Source organism: Chitinophaga pinensis DSM 2588 (assembly GCF_000024005.1).
GTDB classification, from domain to species: domain Bacteria; phylum Bacteroidota; class Bacteroidia; order Chitinophagales; family Chitinophagaceae; genus Chitinophaga; species Chitinophaga pinensis.
The window spans coordinates 1,511,763-1,530,768 of sequence record NC_013132.1; the positions used below are offsets into that span (position 1 = coordinate 1,511,763).

Genomic DNA, 19,006 nt, shown 5'->3' on the forward strand with positions numbered 1-19,006 from the left:
AAAATGATTGTTTTACAGTTTAACGATACTGCCGGTTTTGCTGCTTTCAAATGCGGCTTCAATAACACGGATCACATTGACTGCATCAGTAGGCTGAACCGGTACAGGTGCGCCGTTTGCAATAGCGGCATACATACCGTCAAAGTATTCCAGGTAATTACCTTTTGGTGATGGCAGGTATTTTCTGATTACTTCTCCGTCTTTCTCTGTGTGTATCAGACCCCATTCATGAATGCCTTCTATACCCCATCCAGGAGCGCCAGGCATGAGTCCCTGTTGCAGCATTGTTTCCTGTGTATCAGCCTTTGTTTTAATGAAAGAACCTTTACGGCCATGGAACTGATAAGAAGGAATAGGCTCTCTGGTGATGTAGCTGCATTTTAAACGAACACGCAGTTTATCGTAGAAGAATACCAGTTCGAAATAATCGTCCACCAGGGATTCTTTCCGGATGATACGGATATCAGCCCAGATCCCGTCAGGCATGCCGAACAGTTGCAGTGCCTGATCTACCAGGTGAGATCCGAGGTCATACAGTCCGCCGGTTCCTGGCAATGCCGCTTCTTTATGTTTCTTGTAACTGAGTTCTTCGCGGTAGCGGTCATAATGAATTTCTGCTTCCAGGATATCACCCAGGTCACCACTGCTGATCACCTGTTGTACGATCTTGAAATCGCTATCAAAACGTCTGTTATGGTATACGCTCAGTAAAAGACCTTTGCTTTTGGCCAGTTCCACCAGTTCCTGTCCTTCTTCGGATGCAACGGTGAACGGTTTTTCTACGATCACATGTTTGCCCGCATTCAGCGCAGCTTTGGTGTATTCGTAGTGTGTATAGTTGGGCGTGTTTACAACGATCAGTTCCAGGCTGTCATCCTGGAGCATTTCTTCTACACTTTTGTACACCTTTACATCAGGATATCTTTCCTGAGCCATGTGTTTACTTCTTTCCACCACAGCCGTGAATGCAAATCCGGGATGTACATGAATAAAAGGTGCGTGAAAAACGTGGCCTGACATGCCATAGGCGCATATGCCGGTTTTGATGATTTTTTCCATGTAATCTTTAGTTTGATCTATTGAGGCAATAAGATAATAAATCTTGCGAAATGATTATCAATAAAATGTATGACAGGCAGGAACAGGAAGGGGGAAACCAATAAAAAAGCCTGGCAGAAAGGCGTTTGTGACGCTGCTGCCAGGCAATAAGGTGATTGTAGCAAGGCTTAGTTCTGTACAGTTCCGGTCAGATGTAATTCTTTTTCCTGGTCAATGCCTTTGATCTTTACCCAGATCGTTTTGTTTTGTTGTCCAACAGAGTTGGCAGAATAAGTAGTGGTTACTTTTCCAGATTTACCTGGCAGCACGGGTTCTTTCGTCCATGTAGGAGCGGTGCATCCGCAGCTGGTCCTTACATTTTCAATCAGCACCGGTTGTTTTTCCACGTTGGTAAACTCAAAATTGACAGTAACAGGTTTGTTAAAAGCAGTGGTACCGAAGTCAACATTTTCCTTTTTGAATTTTACTTTGCTGTCTGCAGGGTGTTCCGTAGCGGTAGAGGTATTTGTCTGGGCTTGGGTACATAAGAAAAAGAGGCTGACAAAAAGGGTTAAAGCTAATTTCTTCATGTTATACTTTTGAGGGTTATAGATAAAGTAAATTTAAAGAAAATGTGGTAAACGCTATAAAGGATTTATTTTAGTGATCCGAAGCCCTTTTTAAACCCTGAAATATGTTACCGATACAACAACTTACTGCCGCCGGATTTGGCGCTTACCGTACATCAGTTAACCAGCAGGAACACCATGAAGCCCTTCTTGCTGCTATATACGCCGGATGTAATCTGCTGGATACAGCCAGTAACTATCTGAATGGCGCTTCCGAACGATTGCTCGGCGAGGTGCTGTCAGCGCATCAGCTGAGAGAGAAGGTTTTTATTGTAACGAAAGCAGGTTATATACAGGGTGAAAGTTTGCCCCTGTTAGACACTGTAGATAGTCAGCTCTTGGAAGATGAAGTGATTACTTTCTCTGAAAGGATGAAGTATTCGATTCATCCGGTATACCTGGAACTACAGCTGACGCTTTCCTTACAACGTATGCAGGTTGATTATGTGGACACCTTCCTGTTGCATAACCCTGAACATTACTTCCGGCAAACAAACGTGCCAGTGAGTAGAATTGAGTATTACCATCGTATCCGCAAAGCGTTTGAATGGCTGGAAGCACAGGTTGATAAAGGTCTGATAAGGTACTATGGTATTAGTTCAAATACCTTCCCTTTAGATACGGCAGCCGATGATACGACAAACCTTGATAAACTGCTGGAGATCGCACGTAGCATTCGTTCTGCGCATCATTTTAAGTTCATACAGTTCCCTTTTAATCTGATTGAGCAGCAGGCGCTTATACCACATCATAATGGGCGTAGCATTATAACAGCTGCAAAAGAGAATGATATCATCACCATTGCAAACAGACCACTGAGTAGTCAACAGGGGAATGAGATAATCAGGTTTGCCTCCTATGAGAAAGAAACGGCCAAATTGCAGATGGAGAAGGATGTGTTGCTGGTAGAAAAAGTGATGGCATTGATACAACAACGGATGATTAAAAATGATCTTGAAGAAGATGTCTTGTCATTGCCGGTTGTAAAGATCATTCATGAGAGATGGATGAATATGGGTACTCCGGACGCCGTGGAGCAAGTGTTTCAGACACATTTGTATCCTCTGCTCAGAACTTTATATGATAACAATATTCCGGTTACGCATAAACGCATATACGAAAAACTGAAGCAGTTATGTAAAGATTACTCGCGAAAAGAACTCACGTTGAAAGCTGCTGCATGGAGAGATAAATTTGTCCAAAATGGCTTTTTGCCTGCGAATGATAAACGAGAAATTTCAGAGCTAGCTTGTGAATATTGTCTGAAAGCCGGTGTGGATCACGTTTTGGTAGGAATGACAAAGAAAAGTTATGTAAAGTCGATTGAGCGTTTGTTCTCAATGCGTGACTAAATTTTTTTGGAGGATTCGAAAATGTTGCTAAATTCGTTTTGAAGATTAAAGAAAGGAAGTAAGAAGTGTTGCCCAATAAAGTAAGACCCATAACATAACATCCACAACACTATGTTACCCCTCAATATCACGCGGAGACCGGATCAATCAACAGATTTTATTGATGATCTCAGACTGCAGGATAAGCTGGAAGAACTTGCGCAAACAATAAAAATACTGGTATATAAGGAGGACGAAAATATCATATCCCTACTGGACATCAATGATGATGATATCTTTCTGGAACCACTGTTATTTGCCTGGTTTAATAACGCAACAGCTCCCAACCGTCCTTCACTGGAACAGATCCTGTTTGGATACATTTCTGAAGAACAGCGCCCAAATTCGTTTACAGCGACATTTGATCCGCATGGTATAGCTTATCTGCCTAAAATGGGAAGCATTTGCCTTACCGGTGCAACCCATGTAGAAACAGCGCAGGTGCGCTACAGAGGAGGAACAACCTTCGAAGTAAGACATGGGGATACACTGCTGCCACATACTTTTGTGCCGCTGCAGATGGTTGGTGGTTTTGAATTGCTGCCATTCAATCACCCCCTGTTTTATAAGTATTTTGTCCCTGTACGTGAAGACGCTGTCGTGGATGCATCAGCGATTGATACCTACAACATCAGCGTGTTACAGCGCGATAACCTGGAACGTGCACTGAAGCTCATTGAAGCACACTGTCCTGCTTTTTACAGGATGTCCTGTATGACAAACCGCAAGATAGTGATCTTTAACAGCGAACCCGTTAACAGCTTTGCTACAAAAGAATTACAGGGGACTGTGTTCCTGAATGCAAATGCGAACAGCAACATCGCTTTCTTTCTGGACGATCTGATACACCAGTGGTCACACAATATGCTCAATGCTTACATGTTCAATATGGACGAGTATTTTGTGATCAATCCTGAACTGAAATTATTATCAGATTATTCAGGGATAACAGCTGACAAAAGAAATATCTACGACGCTTTCCATGGAATATTTACCGTGGCGCAACGTGTGAAATGTTTTGATGTGTTGTTCAGGTTAAAGGATGCATTCTCCCGGGAAGAACGTCATGAACTGATAGCCCGGTACTGTGACCAGAGCCGCAGATATAAGACCGGTATGCAAACAGTTGTTTTTTCAGAAGTCTATACCGATGCAGGAGAAAATCTCTATACATCCCTGCATGAAGGTATTGAGCATACACTGGAAAACATCAGACATATACTGGATCGTGCGGACTTCTCCAATCAGGTTTCCAGGTTTAGTTATCCTAATTTTTGTCTCTTAAATGATTACTCAATAACCAGCGAATAACCAATAGATCCTGTTCCGATTTGCTTTTAAATGAAAACCTATGATGAGCGCTTGTAAAAAGACAGCGTCACTGTTACTATTGTCTGTACTCATTCACCTACAGGTGTCAGCCCAGTTACAGATTAGAGGAACAGTGAAGGAGGATAGTACGCAGTTACCTATCGCATATGCTAAAATTACTGTGTTGAATCTGCCCGATTCGACAATAGTTGCCAATGCCGAAAGCGATGCTGCAGGTGGCTATGAAATCAGACACCTGAAGAAAGGAAACTACGCACTGAAAGCAGTGTTAATCGGCTACAGGGAAGTATCTGTTCCGTTGAATCTTACCACCACTGATAACAATATTGCAGAACAGTCGCTGGTATTGAAAAGAGACCCTCGTCTGTTAAAAGAAGTGACTGTCGCATCGCGAAAGCCACTGATAGAATATAAGATCGATAAAATAGTACTGAACGTAGAGAAGAGTATCCTGACAAACGGGAACTCTGTATGGAATCTCCTGGGTAAATCACCCGGTGTGGAAACCAGTGGCAGTGCAGTATCTATACTCGGTACTACAGGCGCTGTAGTATTGATAAATGGTAAATCAACTTATCTGCGCGGAGAACAACTGAGCAACATGCTGAGAGGTATGGCAGCCGATCAGGTAAGTCAGATAGAGATCATTAAACATCCTTCTGCCCGCTATGAAGCAGGACAAGGTGTTGGTGTGGTGAATATCAGAACAGTAAGGAACCAGGCGGAAGGTATGAATGGAACCGCGTCTTTTACATACGGACAGGGAAAATATGATAAATACAGTCCCGCGGTAAACCTGAACTATAAAGTAGGAAAGCTGAATGCTTATGCGAACTATTCTTTCATGAGCATTAAAGATTATCAGCGGCAACCATCTTATGTTAATTATGCTGATCAGACAGTTCCGGTGTATTTCGATCAACAACAATATGCGCGTACAATCAACAGATCGCATACGCTGATCGGCGGACTGGATTATACCATCAACGCCAAGCATACAATAGGTTTTCAGGTCAATGCCCAGCGGGTACGCAGGAAAAGCCAGTATGATAATGATACTTATATCTGGAGCAAAGGCAATATAGATTCTATTGTACATACTAACAGCGCCATCAGATATCCGTCAGGTGTGCAGTTGTATAATGTGTACTATAATCTGACAATGGGTGCGAAAGGATCCCTGAGTGTAAATGCAGACTATGCACATTACAACGCGGACAATGGACAGGACTATTTCTTTTCCTACTTCAATCCAAATATGGAGGAACGAAAACCCTCTGCTTACTTCAGGAACGAAGCGCCTGTAAAGCTGAATGTAAAAGGCATTACCGTCGATTTTATAAGAAAGCTGAAGAACGATTATACCCTGGAACTGGGCGCCAAAAGCACCTGGATGGAGAATAACAGCGACCTCGTTTACGCGGAATTGGAAGGGGATAAATACAGGGTAGATACTGCACAACTGAATAAGTTTGACTATACAGAAAATGTCAATGCCGCCTATTTTAACCTGGAAAAGGCATTTAAGAAATGGACGGTAAAGGCAGGTACACGTGTGGAACAGACCATTGCAAAAGGTAGTGTGTTAAGGCAGAACGATATCGTTGACAGGAATTATTTCAGGGTATTCCCGTCTGTGTTCGCACAGTATGTGGTCAATAAGAACCATGAATTTAATTTTTCTTACACCACGAGCTTTGAGCGGCCGAATTATAATTATCTCAGTCCGCTGGCCATCCGGAGAGATCCCAATGCTTATTCAACGGGTAATCCTTTCCTGAAGCCTTCTTATACCAATACGCTGGAACTGGCTTATATATTCAGGAAGAAATATCGCGTAGCGATCGAGATAGATAATATCAGCGACAGGATTGAACAGTCAGTACAGCAGCATTATGATACACAGTCATTGCAGAATATCATTGCAAATATTGATCACTGCTATTACTACCGTATTTACTTTATTATTCCTGTCACAATCACGAAATGGTGGCAGAGTAATATCACCTGGAATAATTACCTGATACAGTATAAGACGCCTTATCTGAATGGTACTTATAACATCACGAAACCGGTATTTTATATCAACGCGAATAATACATTTCCTATATCTAAGAGTGTGACGGCAGAGATGACAGCTTATTACAGAACGCCATCGCTGAATGGTTTGTATGAAGTAGGTACACGTTTCTTTGTGGATGCAGCTATCCGTAAAACATTCTCTGCAAAGTTTGCAGCCGTGTTAAGTGTAACGGATATCTTCTATACCAACAGGTGGCAGTGGGACATCAACTACCTGGACCAGCACTCCGGATACAAAACCTATACCGATTCAAGGGTTGTTAAACTGAACCTCAGTTATAAGTTTGGCAACAGTAAACTGAGAACTGCCAAGAGACATACCATCGGTATCGGCAGCGAAAGGGATAGAATGAGATAATTGTTATTTACAATACACAAGGGTTTTACAGAGGAAGCCGAAAATCTGCGACAGAGTAGGCGTTAACCAAATAAACGTTCATTGTATGAAAATGGGTAAAAACAGCTCCAAAGCTAACGAAACAAAGAAAAAACTGACCATCGAAGAGCTGAAAGCAGCAGCACAGTCAGTGAAAGCAGAAGATGCGCTGGCAAAAATCGTAGGTGGTACACTCGCATCTTGCCACACTACGCTGGAAACAGCATCTGCGCTGTAATCGAAACTACGTAAGAGTGTAAACAAGGGCAGTAGCAATACTGCTCTTGTCTTTTTCCCTTCACTAATAACCCCGCAATATGGATAACGAATTAACAACGTTCCATGCCGGTGATACGATCGTTGCCGCCAATGCAGGATGGACCTTCTCCGGTAAAACTGTGGCCGCCTTTGATACACACGCTCCCAAGTCGATTCCCTTATATCATGAAGGACATGACCTTATTGTAAAGTTATCGGATTTCTTTTTGTCGGACGATTCAGTATGTTATGAAATAGGTTGCTCAACAGCCGAACTCACCAAACAGTTAGCCATTAACTGTAAAGAAAAAGATGTTGAAATAATAGGCGTAGACAGAGAAGCCGATATGATCAGTGCTGCAAAGGAAAAATGCAGTGCATATCCGCAGGTTTCTTTTATATGTGATGATATACTTGATATCGACCTGAAGAAAAGTGACCTGATCATCCTGTATTACACCCTTCAATTCATAAAGCCGAAAGTGCGGCAACTGGTGGTGGACAAAATATACAATGCGCTCAACTGGGGCGGTGCGTTAATCATGTTTGAAAAAGTACGGGCGAATGATGCGCGTTTTCAGGATATTGCTACCAGCCTCTATACGGAGTTTAAACTGGCGCAGGGTTTTACTGCCGGAGAGATTCTGGCTAAGAGCAGAAGTCTGAAAGGTGTACTGGAACCTTTTTCTACTACCGGAAATAAAGACCTGCTGACAAGGGCCGGTTTTGTAGATATCCTGTCTGTGATGAAATATGTTTGTTTTGAGGGTTTTCTTGCTATAAAATAAATCAGATGATTACATATACTGACATTGCTGCCGATCAGATGATCTGCCTGCAATGCGGAGCGCCTCTTATAAAAGAGGAGACATACAGTTGTGCTGTATGCCATAAAGACTATCAGCACCTGCATGGGGTGCCATTGTTTATGAGCGACGAAGAGGAATATATTGCCGGTATGGCAAAACAATACGCAGATTTTGCCCGCCAGAAGGAAACTGAATTGGGTGAACTGGAACAGGCTTTTGAGAACAGACCCTACAGACAGGTATACTGGCAGCAATTAAGAAAAGCATTGTCCGGCAATAATGAGCTAATAGGCACACTGGTCAACATGCTATGTGAGCGTGTGAGTCCTGCTGCACTGCTCAGGACCAGGTCTTCTTCCGCATCAGCCGCCGTCCTGAAAGATTTTCAATACCTGAAACGGGACTGGTGCTGGCTGGAAGAAGGAGAATTGCAATTGTCTGAAATACTGGGCCCACTGGAAGAAGTAATCAGTGACGCCATCAGCGACCGGGAGAATATTCTTGTGGCAGGGGCAGGAGTTGGGCGTATCGCTGTGGAACTCTGCGGATATTTTGAAAAGGTATATGCAACAGATCTGTCCTTTTCTATGCTCTGGTTCTTTCAGCAGTTGCTAAAAGGCGCGAGTATCAATTTTCATGAAATCAACTACGCTAATATATTACAGGATACTTATGTAGCCAGAGAACTGACCGCCAGCTATCATGCTCCTTTCAGCGGGTATACGTTACCCGAGGTGAGTGATAAGCTTTTCTGTTACATTTCGGATATCCTGCATTCTCCGCATAAAGACGGCAGTATCTCTGCTTTTTGTTCTGCCTATTTTACGGACGTACTGGCCCTGAAGCTCTTATTGCCTGAAGTAAAAAGATTGTTGAAACCGGGCGGTGTGTTTATTCATCTCGGACCACTGGGATATGGGTTTGAAGACGTCAGCGAGAAGCTGGCTGCCAACGAGATTAGGGCTGCTTTTATAAGGGCTGGCTTTGAAGTGGTGCGGGAGGAAGTGATCACATGCAACCACCTGGAATCGGAATTGTCTATGCAGACGGTTTCCCTGAAGAACTGGCTGGTCGTGTTTCGTAAGAAAGAATATGTACAGCGGCCGATAGAGGATACCACCATATTCGGTGTTGCTGAAGGCATAAAATATGAAGTGAGAGGCCGGCTGGAAGAAGATATTCCGATGGATCAGATTATGATCCGTACGGCAGAAGGAGAGGCGGTTATCATTGCCGAACTGGCTTTTGACATATTGCGCTTTCTGGCTGCGCCACAGACATTCGAAGCATTGATCACGCACCTGGATAGTTGCTATGAGATCGAAGCACCTTCTATGATAGCAGATGTATTACTGCACCTTGAATCACTGAAAGTGATCAACAGAATCTAATTATCTTAAACCGTTATCAGTTGATCAGATTTTCCTCATTTCCGTTCTTCAGGCAGCTGGACCAGATGGACTGCGGAGCAGCCTGTCTGAAGATGATCTGTGCTTTTTACAAAAAGAATTATTCCATTCAGCAGCTCAGGGAAATGTCGGGTATCACCAGACAGGGCGTTTCTGTACTGGGGCTTTGCGACGCCGCGGAACAGATCGGGATGAAAACACTGGCGCTCAATATCAGTTTTGAGTCGCTGGTGAACGACGTACCGCTGCCTTGTATCGTACACTGGCGGCAGCGACATTTTGTGGTGGTCTATAAGACAGATGATCAGCATATCTGGGTGGCAGATCCTGCTTTCGGTAAGGTAAAATATACCCACGCAAAGTTTCTGGAAGGCTGGTTATACAACAAGAAGACTAAGAAAGAGGAGGAACAGGAAGGATTTGCCCTGTTTTTAGAACCTTCTGCGGAGTTTTATAATAGAGAGGACCAAGTAGCAGGGCGACCTCTTGATCTGCGATTTTTGCTGCCTTATTTGCGCTCACATAAGCAGATACTCTATCAGGTGATGATCGGAGTACTGATTCTTTCTTTTATACAGGTCGTTTTCCCTTTTCTGACAAAGGCGCTGGTCGATAAAGGTATCCGGTTTAATAATCTCAATTTTGTATACCTGATTCTAGCCGGGCAACTGGTGTTATTTCTGTCACAGACGGGGGCCGAAATAGTGCGCCGCTGGCTGTTGCTGTACATGAGTAAGCGTGTAAATATCGCCATCGTTTCCGACTTCCTGGTGAAGATGATGAAACTGCCGATCGCGTTTTTTGATTCCAAAATGATCACTGATCTTATTCAGCGTATAGAAGATCAGAAGCAGATAGATACCTTCTTATCCAATACCTCACTTAGTGTATTGTTTTCCCTGATCAACATATTGTTGTTCGGCACAGTACTGTGTGTATTCAGCTTTCCTTTATTCCTGATTTTCCTGGCGGGGAGTACGTTGTACTTTACCTGGATCATGTTGTTTGTAAAAAAGCGGGCTGTCCTGAGTTATAAAAGAAGGGACGAGTCAGTAGAAAACAGGAGTAGTATTCTTGAGATCATGCATGGTATCCAGGAAGTGAAACTGAATAATAGTGAGCGCCGACGCAGATGGGAGTGGGAGTCTGTTCAGAACAGGGTGTATAACACAGCGGTGAAGGAATTGCGCCTGGAGCAGTTACAGGTAGTAGGTGGTAATTTCCTCCTGCAGCTGATGAATATCATTATCACTTTTGTGGCTGCCTGGTCAGTAATAGAAGGTAGAATTACCCTAGGTGTGATGCTGGCCACACAATACATCATCGGACAACTGGCTACGCCGCTGAATAGTTTTGTGGCATTCATCCATGGCGCCGCAGAAGCCCGTATCAGTATAGAGCGCATAGGAGAGGTACTGAATGTGGAAGAGGAAGATAAACAGAAGCATACTTTCGATGTATCTGACGAAGAAAATGATCTGGTGCTGGATAATGTCTCCTTCCGTTATGGAAGCGCCAGTTCGCGGCTGGTACTAAAGAATATCAGTCTGACCATTCCCCGGGGAAAAGTAACGGCTATAGTGGGAACCAGTGGTAGCGGAAAAACAACCCTGATGAAACTATTGCTGAAGTTTTATGACCCTACTTCCGGTAGCATTAATCTTGGTGACAAATCACTGGAAGGTCTGGACAGCCGTCACTGGCGTAGCAACTGTGGTGTGGTGATGCAGGACGGGTTCATTTTTGCGGATACTGTACTACGCAATATTACAGAGTCGGATAACGATTATACGATTGATAAAGAAAGGTTGCAGCAGGCGGTGCATGTTGCCAACATTGAAGATATGATCGAGCAATTACCTTCCGGTTATCATACGAATCTGAGTCACGGGGGCATTGCTTTAAGTGGTGGGGAATACCAGCGTGTATTGATCGCGCGGGCGGTCTATAAAGGTCCGGCCTTCCTGTTCTTTGACGAGGCAACCAGTTCGCTGGACGCTAATAATGAAAAAGTGATCATGGAGAATCTGCAGGAGTTTTTTAAAGGGAGGACAGTTGTGATTATTGCACACCGTTTAAGTACCGTAAAACATGCGGATAAGATCATCGTTCTGGATAAAGGAGAGATCATAGAAGAAGGTGATCATACGGAGCTGGTGGCGCTGAAGCAACATTACTTCAAACTTGTAAAGAATCAACTGGAACTGGGAAAATGATAAAGCGATATAAAGCAATCGACGAGGTGCCTGAGAAAGGTGATTTTGTACTTGAAGTACAGAAGGACAAACCTCATTGGTTACTGCGTTATGGTAACCTGTTGATCCTGATGTTTCTGGCTGCGGGGATATGCTTATTCCTGTATTGGAAAGACCGGATATAAAAAAGGCCGGCACATGGCCGGCCTGTCTGAATATTTTTAATACTGATCAGAACCAGCTGCTGCTTTTTTTGCTGCTTTTGCCACCGAGGCCAAGGGCGCCCAGCAGACTGCGGGTAATGATATTAGCGGCAGTACGACCTACCTGTCTGGCCGCAGAACTGGTCAGTACAGTTTCCAACACACTCTTTTCTTCTTTCTGTCTGCCACCTTTTGCAGCAGGCTTTTCCTGCTTTTCTTCTGCCGTTTTTTCGGCTGCTTCCTGAAGTTTGGCAGTTAGTATCTCGTACGCACTTTCGCTGTCTATTTCGCGGTTATATTTCTTCACCAGCTTGGATCCATTCACTAGTGTATCAGCTTCAGTATCGGTCAGCACGTCCATACGGGAACGGGGAGATACGAGCATGGTGGCGGCAAGTGGTGTAGGCTGGCCTTTTTCATTCAGACAGGTAAAGAGTGCTTCTCCTATACCGATCTGCGTGAGCAGATCATCCGTTTTATAGAATTCCGAGAGTGGATAGTTTTCTGCGGTTTGTTTGATCGCTTTTCTATCATTCGCAGTAAACGCGCGTAGCGCATGTTGTACTTTCATTCCCAGTTGTCCCAGTACGGAAGGTGGTACGTCCATCGGGTTCTGTGTACAGAAGAATATACCTACGCCTTTTGAGCGGATCAGTTTAATGATGGTTTCTATCTGTTGCAGGAGGGCTGTGCTGGCTTCCTGGAATATGAGGTGTGCTTCATCGATGAACATTACCAGTTTTGGTTTTTCCAGATCGCCTTCTTCCGGCAGGGAGGCATAGAGTTCCGCCAGGAGACTTAACATGAACGTCGAGAACAGCTTCGGACGGTCCTGGATGTCGGCGACTCTCACAATAGATATCACACCACGGCCATCATCACTGATATGCATCAGGTCGTCCACTTCAAAGGAGGCTTCTCCAAAGAAACGGTCGGCACCTTGTTGTTCCAGTCCGATTACCTTCCGGAGGATGGTGCCGGCAGAAGTGGTGGAGATTTTACCATAATCCTTCTCCATATCCGCTTTACCCTTGTCGCTGACATATTGTAGTACTTTCTTAAAGTCTTTCAGGTCGAGCAGCGGGAGTTTACTGTCATCGCAATATTTGAAGATCATGGATACCAGTCCTTCCTGGGTATCGTTCAGTTCGAGGATCTTAGAGAGTAATATGGGACCGAATTCACTGACGGTCGCACGTAGGCGTGCGCCTTTTTCATTACTGAGGGAGAGCAGTTCCACGGGGTAGGCAGATGCAGACCAGCTGCCGCCTATTTTCTGATAACGCTCTTCAATTTTTGCATTGCTTGTACCGGCAGCGGCCACACCACTCAGGTCGCCTTTGATGTCCATCAGCAGGACAGGAACGCTTGCGTCGCTGAGTGCTTCTGCGATGACCTGCAGGGTTTTTGTTTTACCGGTACCGGTGGCGCCGGCAATGAGACCGTGTCTGTTGAGTGTTTTCAGGGGTATAAATACATCAGCGCCGGTTACAACTTCGCCATCCAGCATGGCGCATCCAAGCTTAACGTGTTCACCCTTAAAGGAATAACCATTGCGGATATATTCCAGAAATGCTTCTTTCGTTGCCATGGTGTGGAATTTTTTACTGAAGATAAAGAAAAGCGATTTCGGACAATAGTTATGCGCAAAAAAATTACGAATGCCTGGTGAGGAATCTTTATCCGCACCTGACATTCGTAATAACTAACGGGCATAATGGCCGTTACAGATCTTCTTCGCGTTCCAGGAGCAGGATAGCGCCTTGTGGAACGATATAATATTTTTCACCCTGGTAAGATACCTCGGTAGAACCACTTAACAGGAAGATGGCGAGGTCGCCTTCTTTTGCCTGCAGCGGAATATATTTCACTTTCTCATCTTCCGGCTTCCACGCTTCATCCTCTTCAGAAGGCAGTGGAAGGGCATATCCGGGACCTGTTTTGATCACATATCCCTGTTGTACCTTTTCCTTTTCCTGCATGCCTGGAGGAAGGTATAAGCCGCTGTCGGTGCGTTCATTCTGAGTGGTCAGTTTGATCAGCACCCGGTCTCCTACAACAATTAGCTTCTTCAATTTATTGTCTTGAGTCAAATGTATAGCCATGGTAATATATCCTCCGCTAAGGGTATTGCAAAATGTGTGCAGCAGGGGCTCGTGGTGCCAATATGGCACTGCTTATACATCAGACAGTCTGAATGTATCTGCTACCCGGATGCCTTTGTCGGTCATCTGCACCGTGCAACACTCTGTCACAGGATCGTGTTCAAAAAACAGAATATATTTATTCTCAACGGCCTCCTGGAGGAAATTTTTTTTCTCCTGAAGGGTTGTCATCGGGAACATATCGTAAGACATGATATAAGGGATGGGAATATGCCCCTTGCTTGGCAACAGATCGGCCATATACAGGAGTGTTTTATCCTTATACTGGATCTGTGGCAGCATCATGGAATCAGTGTGACCAAGTACAAAACGGACGTTGAAATCGTTGCTGAAAGGAATGCCTTCTTCTCTGGGAATAAATTTCAGCTGACCGCTTTCCTGGATAGGGAGGATGTTCTCTTTCAGGAAGGAGGCTTTTTCACGCTCATTGGGTTTAGTTGCCCATTGCCAGTGTTCCTCATTGCTCCAATAGGCCGCATTTTTAAATGCAGGTACCAGTTTATCGCCCTGTCTTTCTATACAACCTCCACAATGATCAAAATGCAGATGTGTCAGAAATACGTCTGTAATGTCATTGCGGCTGAAGCCATGTTTTGCCAGTGACTGATCGGTCGAATCGTTACCATGCAGGTAATAATGGCTGAAGAACTTTTCGTCCTGTTTATTACCAATGCCGGTGTCTATCAGTATCAGGCGGTCGCCATCCTCTATCAGCAGACTACGCATGGCCCAGGAGCACATGTTATTTTCATCCGCCGGATTCAGTTTATTCCAGATACTTTTAGGTACAACGCCAAACATAGCGCCACCGTCCAGTTTAAAATTGCCCGTCTCTATTGTATATAACTTCATGGTCTTGTCAGTTGATTGCCTGCTGAAGTTCGTGAATTTCAGCTTTGTGCAGCGAGGCTTTTTTGTTTTTTCTGTGCTGATAAGAGCCAGATCAATCCTATCACAAAGAAAACAATAAGTGCCAGTACGGAATTACGCATACTGCCGGTCAGTTCGTGGATGTAACCGAATGTGGTCAGGCCGACAGTGATGGACAATTTCTCTACAACATCATAGTAGCTGAAGAAGGAGGTGGTATCTTCTGTTTCCGGCATCAGTTTGGCGTAAGTAGAACGGCTGAGGGATTGTACACCGCCCATTACCAGACCTACGGCAACAGCCAGCATATAGAAATCATTAGCGGTCTGCATACGGTAACCCGCCAGACAGATACCGATCCACAATACGATCACAACCATCAGTACGGGCAGGTTGCCAAATTTGCCGGAGAGCTTAGCCATACCCCATGCCCCCAGTATTGCTACCACCTGAATGGCAACAACGGCTACGATCAGGTTAGTGGAAGGCAGGTGTAATTCCTGGCTACCGAAGATCGTAGCTGCCATCATTACGGTCTGGACGCCCATGCTGTAAAAGAAGAAGCCACGCAGGAAGTTTTTCAGTACAGGCATGGTTTTTACCTGTGCATATACTTTCTTGAGTTCATGAAACCCTTCAGTCAGCGCACCCGCCTTATGTTCCTGTATAGTACCCTTAGAGGCCGGCAGACGCAGGAAGGTGATCTGGGCAAAGCCGATCCACCATATGCCGGTGAGCAGGAAAGTCAGCCGTACGGCATCTCCGTCACTGAGACCAAATGGTTTTACTGCCACCAGCACAAAGCCGATCAGCTGTAATATTACACTACCGATATACCCCATAGCGAAACCTTTGGCACTGATACGGTCACGGTCTTCTACCGCTGCCAGTTCAGGCAGGTAGGAGTTATAGAATACCAGGCCGCCACAATAGCCAAGGGTGGCGAGGATAAAGAATATGATGCCATATTCTACATTTCCACCACGAAAGTTATACAGGGCGATACAGCTTAATCCACCCAGCCAGGTGAACAGCATGAGATATCTTTTCTTATTACCTCTCGTATCGGCGATAGAGGAGAGGATAGGAGACAGCAATGCGGCGAGTATAAATGCGGCCGCCATTGCATAGTCATAAAGTGCGGAGTTAACGAAGTATTTACCAAAGAAGGAGACATTGTCGCCTGTTTCAGCGGAATGGGTTGCTGAGGTAAAGTAAATAGGGAAAAAAGTGGTGGTAATTACCAGGTTGTACACGGAGTTCGCCCAGTCATACATCGCCCAGCCATTGATTACTTTTTTACTGGCAGTTTGCATATTGAGTAAAGTAAGTTAATGATCAAATATAAGAAACAAGACATTGGCAGCAGCTGTCGGGGCTACTATCGGAGGGGGAGCTTATTTATAATCCTGTATCCTGATGTGGTTGGGACACATGAAATATTCCTGTTCGTCATTGGAACTGACGATGATCATGCGGTCGCCACTATAGTCAGTAATAAGTTGCTGATAAAGCCGGATGCCTGCGGCATCCAGGTTGGTACAGGGTTCATCCAGCAGTAATACCGGAACATCGGAGAAAATGGTCAGTGCCAGTTTCAGGCGTTGTTTCATGCCGGAGGAGAAGTTGCGGACCTGTTTATGCATGGATTTCTCCAGGCCAACGATGGCTACAGCATCAGCAGGAGTAATATCGGGAATTAAGTTTTTGAACTGCAGGTGGAATTGCAGGCTTTCTGCGAGAGTGAATTCTTCCACCAGTTCAAGATAGGGAGCAGCGATGGCACAATGCCGGAAAAACTGATCATGACTGAGCAGTTCTTCCGGAGTGCTATAGGTAACGGTACCTTCGTTCTGGTGAAGGTGCCCGCTTATAACCTGTAATAGAGTAGATTTTCCCGAGCCATTGGGACCCAGTATGGCATATCGTCCGCCCTGTTCGAAGGTAGCGGAAACACGACGGAAGATCCAGTCGTAGTTAAAGCGTTTGCCTGTCTGGTCGAGCGTTATTTTCATTCGTCGCCGGCTAGTGACGTATAACCTTTCATAATGCCCCGGCCGGATTCACGGATGAAGGAGAGTATTTCATCTCTTTCGTCGGTGGCGGGATATTCCGCTTCGATGATACTGATTGCTTTGGAGAGCTTGTATCCTTTCACGAATATCACACGGTATATGTCAAGTATGTGATTGATCTTTTCGAGTGAGAAACCTCTTCTTTTGAGACCGATAGAGTTTACACCTACGTAAGACAGCGGTTCACGGGCTGCTTTTACGAAAGGCGGCACGTCTTTTCTTACCAGGGAGCCACCTGTAACAAAGGCATGATCGCCAATTTTACAGAATTGTTGTACAGCCACCATACCTGCAAGTACCACGTAGTCGCCCACGGTGATATGACCTGCCAGTGTAGTGCTGTTGGAGAATACGCAGCTGTTACCAACTTCGCAGTCGTGAGCAATATGGCTATAGGCCATGATCAGGCAATTCTTGCCGATAACGGTTTTCCATTTGTCCTTGGTTCCTCGGTTAATGGTTACATACTCTCTGATGGTGGTGTTGTCTCCGATTTCGGTTGTAGTGTCTTCGCCAGCAAATTTGAGGTCTTGCGGGATAGCGGAAATTACAGACCCGGGGAAGATACGGCAGTTCTTGCCGATCCTTGCGCCTTCCATAATAGTGACGTTTGAACCGATCCAGGTGCCTTCACCGATTTCAACATTTTTGTGAATAACGGTAAACGGATCGATTTTCACGTTTGGCGCAACCTTCGCGTCCGGGTGAATGTAAGTAAGCGGATGGATCATTGCTATGGTTTAGCTTTCTCTTGTTTTAATGATTTGAGCGGTCAGGTCACCTTCAGTAACTACCTTGTTACCTACAAATACGGTTCCTCTCATTTCCACTATACCTCTCCTGATAGGGCTAAGTAATTCCATTTTCAGGATCATGGTATCTCCGGGAACCACTTTCTGCTTGAACTTACAGTTGTCTATCTTGATAAAGTAGGTATCGTAATTATGAGGATCCGGAACAGTGCTGAGTGCAAGAATGCCACCACATTGTGCCAGTGCTTCCACCTGGAGTACACCCGGCATCACCGGATTACTTGGGAAGTGCCCCTGGAAAAATGGTTCGTTGAAGGTAACGTTCTTGATACCTACTACTTGCGTATCGGTGAGATCGATGATCTTGTCCACCAGCAGCATCGGAAAACGATGCGGCAATGTTCTTTCAATACGTGGTACGTCGAAGACAGCTGGTTTACTAGGATCGTATACAGGCATATCCTTGATATGCTTGTTCTTCTTGATATATTGCTTGATCTTACGGGCAAACTCCACGTTGGAAGCATGTCCGGGACGGTTTGCAATGATATGCGCCTTAATAGGCACACCTACCAGTGCGAGGTCTCCCACGATGTCCAGCAGTTTGTGACGTGCCGGTTCATTCGGGAAGTGAAGCTGAATATTATTGAGGATACCTTCCCGCTGTGCTACGCTGATATGTTCACGGTTGAACACTTTTGCCAGATGGCCCAGTTGTTCTTCACTTACCGCTTTATCTACGATCACAATAGCGTTATTAATATCGCCGCCTTTGATCAGGTTGTTGGATATCAGGTATTCGAGTTCGTGCAGAAACACGAAGGTGCGGCATGGCGCTACTTCCTGTTTGAAATCCTGCAGGCTGTTAAGATTAGCGTGCTGTGTACCTAATATCGGAGAGTTGAAATCGATCATGCAGGTGATGCGATAGTCAACAGCTGGTAATGCTACCATTTCTACGTTCTTTTTATCGTCGTAGAAGCTGATGTTGGTATCAATCGTATACCATATTTTTTTCGCATCCTGTTCTGCAATACCTGCTTCCTCTATTTTCTGGATAAAAGGGTAGGAACTACCATCCATGATAGGGATTTCAGGACCATCGATTTCAATGTGCACATTGTCTACGCCGGTACCAACCAGGGCAGCCATGATGTGCTCTATCGTACTAACGCGGGCGCCATTGTGTTCAAGCGTTGTGCTGCGGGATGTATCCACAACATAATCTACATCGGCTTTCACTACAGGTTGTCCTGGCAGATCCACACGCTGAAATTTAATACCATAACCGGGGGTAGCCGGCTTCAGAGTCATATTTACATGGGCTCCTGTGTGTAAACCAACACCCGATATTGTAACTGGGTCTTTAATCGTGTGTTGATTAGACGACTGTTGATTATCCATATTTTGCTATAACTGTTT

The 19,006-nt window shown here is 44.9% G+C and carries 17 protein-coding genes; 8 read left to right on the plus strand and 9 right to left on the minus strand.

Annotation, left to right across the window (positions count from 1 at the left end):
* Nucleotides 1-12 precede the first annotated feature (12 nt).
* Nucleotides 13-1,059: a Gfo/Idh/MocA family oxidoreductase gene (locus CPIN_RS06260; RefSeq protein ID WP_012788937.1), complete on the minus strand. Its 1,047-nt coding sequence runs from the start codon at nt 1,057-1,059 to the stop codon at nt 13-15.
* A 167-nt stretch (nt 1,060-1,226) separates the two neighbouring features.
* Nucleotides 1,227-1,628 (minus strand): DUF1573 domain-containing protein, encoded by a 402-nt coding sequence (locus CPIN_RS06265; RefSeq protein WP_012788938.1) that lies wholly within the window; start codon nt 1,626-1,628, stop codon nt 1,227-1,229.
* A gap of 104 nt (nt 1,629-1,732) precedes the next feature.
* Here CPIN_RS06265 and CPIN_RS06270 point away from each other — a divergent pair, with 104 nt between their 5' ends.
* From CPIN_RS06270 to CPIN_RS38910, 8 genes are all read left to right on the plus strand, one after another.
* On the plus strand, nt 1,733-3,019 hold the full coding sequence (locus tag CPIN_RS06270; protein ID WP_012788939.1) for an aldo/keto reductase: 1,287 nt from the start codon (nt 1,733-1,735) through the stop codon (nt 3,017-3,019).
* 111 nt (nt 3,020-3,130) lie between these two features.
* Nucleotides 3,131-4,369, plus strand: a complete 1,239-nt coding sequence (locus tag CPIN_RS06275; protein ID WP_012788940.1) for an HEXXH motif-containing putative peptide modification protein — start codon at nt 3,131-3,133, stop codon at nt 4,367-4,369.
* Nucleotides 4,370-4,409: 40 nt separating this feature from the next.
* Complete coding sequence (locus CPIN_RS06280; protein WP_083781071.1) at nt 4,410-6,830, plus strand: TonB-dependent receptor; 2,421 nt, start codon at nt 4,410-4,412, stop codon at nt 6,828-6,830.
* Between the two features lie 85 nt (nt 6,831-6,915).
* Nucleotides 6,916-7,086, plus strand: a complete 171-nt coding sequence (locus tag CPIN_RS38905) for a hypothetical protein (RefSeq protein ID WP_012788942.1) — start codon at nt 6,916-6,918, stop codon at nt 7,084-7,086.
* Nucleotides 7,087-7,165: 79 nt separating this feature from the next.
* Entirely contained in the window at nt 7,166-7,894 is a 729-nt protein-coding gene (locus tag CPIN_RS06285; protein WP_012788943.1) for a methyltransferase domain-containing protein, read from the plus strand.
* Between the two features lie 5 nt (nt 7,895-7,899).
* Nucleotides 7,900-9,306: a methyltransferase domain-containing protein gene (locus CPIN_RS06290; RefSeq protein WP_012788944.1), complete on the plus strand. Its 1,407-nt coding sequence runs from the start codon at nt 7,900-7,902 to the stop codon at nt 9,304-9,306.
* 20 nt (nt 9,307-9,326) lie between these two features.
* Entirely contained in the window at nt 9,327-11,540 is a 2,214-nt protein-coding gene (locus tag CPIN_RS06295) for a peptidase domain-containing ABC transporter (RefSeq protein WP_012788945.1), read from the plus strand.
* Nucleotides 11,537-11,704 (plus strand): hypothetical protein, encoded by a 168-nt coding sequence (locus tag CPIN_RS38910; protein WP_012788946.1) that lies wholly within the window; start codon nt 11,537-11,539, stop codon nt 11,702-11,704. Before CPIN_RS06295 ends, CPIN_RS38910 begins: the two co-directional genes overlap by 4 nt.
* A gap of 46 nt (nt 11,705-11,750) precedes the next feature.
* Here the strand turns inward: CPIN_RS38910 and CPIN_RS06300 are convergent, their stop codons facing one another.
* From CPIN_RS06300 to CPIN_RS06330, 7 genes are all read right to left on the minus strand, one after another.
* Nucleotides 11,751-13,313: a helicase HerA-like domain-containing protein gene (locus CPIN_RS06300; protein WP_012788947.1), complete on the minus strand. Its 1,563-nt coding sequence runs from the start codon at nt 13,311-13,313 to the stop codon at nt 11,751-11,753.
* 133 nt (nt 13,314-13,446) lie between these two features.
* Nucleotides 13,447-13,797, minus strand: a complete 351-nt coding sequence (locus CPIN_RS06305) for a co-chaperone GroES (RefSeq protein ID WP_245552090.1) — start codon at nt 13,795-13,797, stop codon at nt 13,447-13,449.
* 102 nt (nt 13,798-13,899) lie between these two features.
* The gene (locus tag CPIN_RS06310; protein ID WP_012788949.1) at nt 13,900-14,739 is read right to left on the minus strand and encodes an MBL fold metallo-hydrolase; all 840 of its coding nucleotides are present in this window, start codon (nt 14,737-14,739) and stop codon (nt 13,900-13,902) included.
* A 38-nt stretch (nt 14,740-14,777) separates the two neighbouring features.
* Nucleotides 14,778-16,073: an MFS transporter gene (locus CPIN_RS06315; protein WP_012788950.1), complete on the minus strand. Its 1,296-nt coding sequence runs from the start codon at nt 16,071-16,073 to the stop codon at nt 14,778-14,780.
* A gap of 81 nt (nt 16,074-16,154) precedes the next feature.
* On the minus strand, nt 16,155-16,772 hold the full coding sequence (locus CPIN_RS06320; RefSeq protein ID WP_012788951.1) for an ABC transporter ATP-binding protein: 618 nt from the start codon (nt 16,770-16,772) through the stop codon (nt 16,155-16,157).
* On the minus strand, nt 16,769-17,563 hold the full coding sequence (gene lpxA, locus CPIN_RS06325) for an acyl-ACP--UDP-N-acetylglucosamine O-acyltransferase (protein WP_012788952.1): 795 nt from the start codon (nt 17,561-17,563) through the stop codon (nt 16,769-16,771). Before lpxA ends, CPIN_RS06320 begins: the two co-directional genes overlap by 4 nt.
* A gap of 9 nt (nt 17,564-17,572) precedes the next feature.
* On the minus strand, nt 17,573-18,988 hold the full coding sequence (locus CPIN_RS06330; RefSeq protein ID WP_012788953.1) for a bifunctional UDP-3-O-[3-hydroxymyristoyl] N-acetylglucosamine deacetylase/3-hydroxyacyl-ACP dehydratase: 1,416 nt from the start codon (nt 18,986-18,988) through the stop codon (nt 17,573-17,575).
* Nucleotides 18,989-19,006: the final 18 nt, after the last annotated feature.

Bases quoted from the DNA above. Each gene is read 5' to 3' on its own strand.
- CPIN_RS06260 (WP_012788937.1), bottom strand. From the start codon at position 1,059: ATGGAAAAAATCATCAAAACCGGCATATGCGCCTATGGCATGTCAGGC.
- CPIN_RS06265 (WP_012788938.1), bottom strand. From the start codon at position 1,628: ATGAAGAAATTAGCTTTAACCCTTTTTGTCAGCCTCTTTTTCTTATGT.
- CPIN_RS06270 (WP_012788939.1), top strand. From the start codon at position 1,733: ATGTTACCGATACAACAACTTACTGCCGCCGGATTTGGCGCTTACCGT.
- CPIN_RS06275 (WP_012788940.1), top strand. From the start codon at position 3,131: ATGTTACCCCTCAATATCACGCGGAGACCGGATCAATCAACAGATTTT.
- CPIN_RS06280 (WP_083781071.1), top strand. From the start codon at position 4,410: ATGATGAGCGCTTGTAAAAAGACAGCGTCACTGTTACTATTGTCTGTA.
- CPIN_RS38905 (WP_012788942.1), top strand. From the start codon at position 6,916: ATGAAAATGGGTAAAAACAGCTCCAAAGCTAACGAAACAAAGAAAAAA.
- CPIN_RS06285 (WP_012788943.1), top strand. From the start codon at position 7,166: ATGGATAACGAATTAACAACGTTCCATGCCGGTGATACGATCGTTGCC.
- CPIN_RS06290 (WP_012788944.1), top strand. From the start codon at position 7,900: ATGATTACATATACTGACATTGCTGCCGATCAGATGATCTGCCTGCAA.
- CPIN_RS38910 (WP_012788946.1), top strand. From the start codon at position 11,537: ATGATAAAGCGATATAAAGCAATCGACGAGGTGCCTGAGAAAGGTGAT.
- CPIN_RS06300 (WP_012788947.1), bottom strand. From the start codon at position 13,313: ATGGCAACGAAAGAAGCATTTCTGGAATATATCCGCAATGGTTATTCC.
- CPIN_RS06310 (WP_012788949.1), bottom strand. From the start codon at position 14,739: ATGAAGTTATATACAATAGAGACGGGCAATTTTAAACTGGACGGTGGC.
- CPIN_RS06315 (WP_012788950.1), bottom strand. From the start codon at position 16,073: ATGCAAACTGCCAGTAAAAAAGTAATCAATGGCTGGGCGATGTATGAC.
- CPIN_RS06320 (WP_012788951.1), bottom strand. From the start codon at position 16,772: ATGAAAATAACGCTCGACCAGACAGGCAAACGCTTTAACTACGACTGG.
- lpxA (WP_012788952.1), bottom strand. From the start codon at position 17,563: ATGATCCATCCGCTTACTTACATTCACCCGGACGCGAAGGTTGCGCCA.
- CPIN_RS06330 (WP_012788953.1), bottom strand. From the start codon at position 18,988: ATGGATAATCAACAGTCGTCTAATCAACACACGATTAAAGACCCAGTT.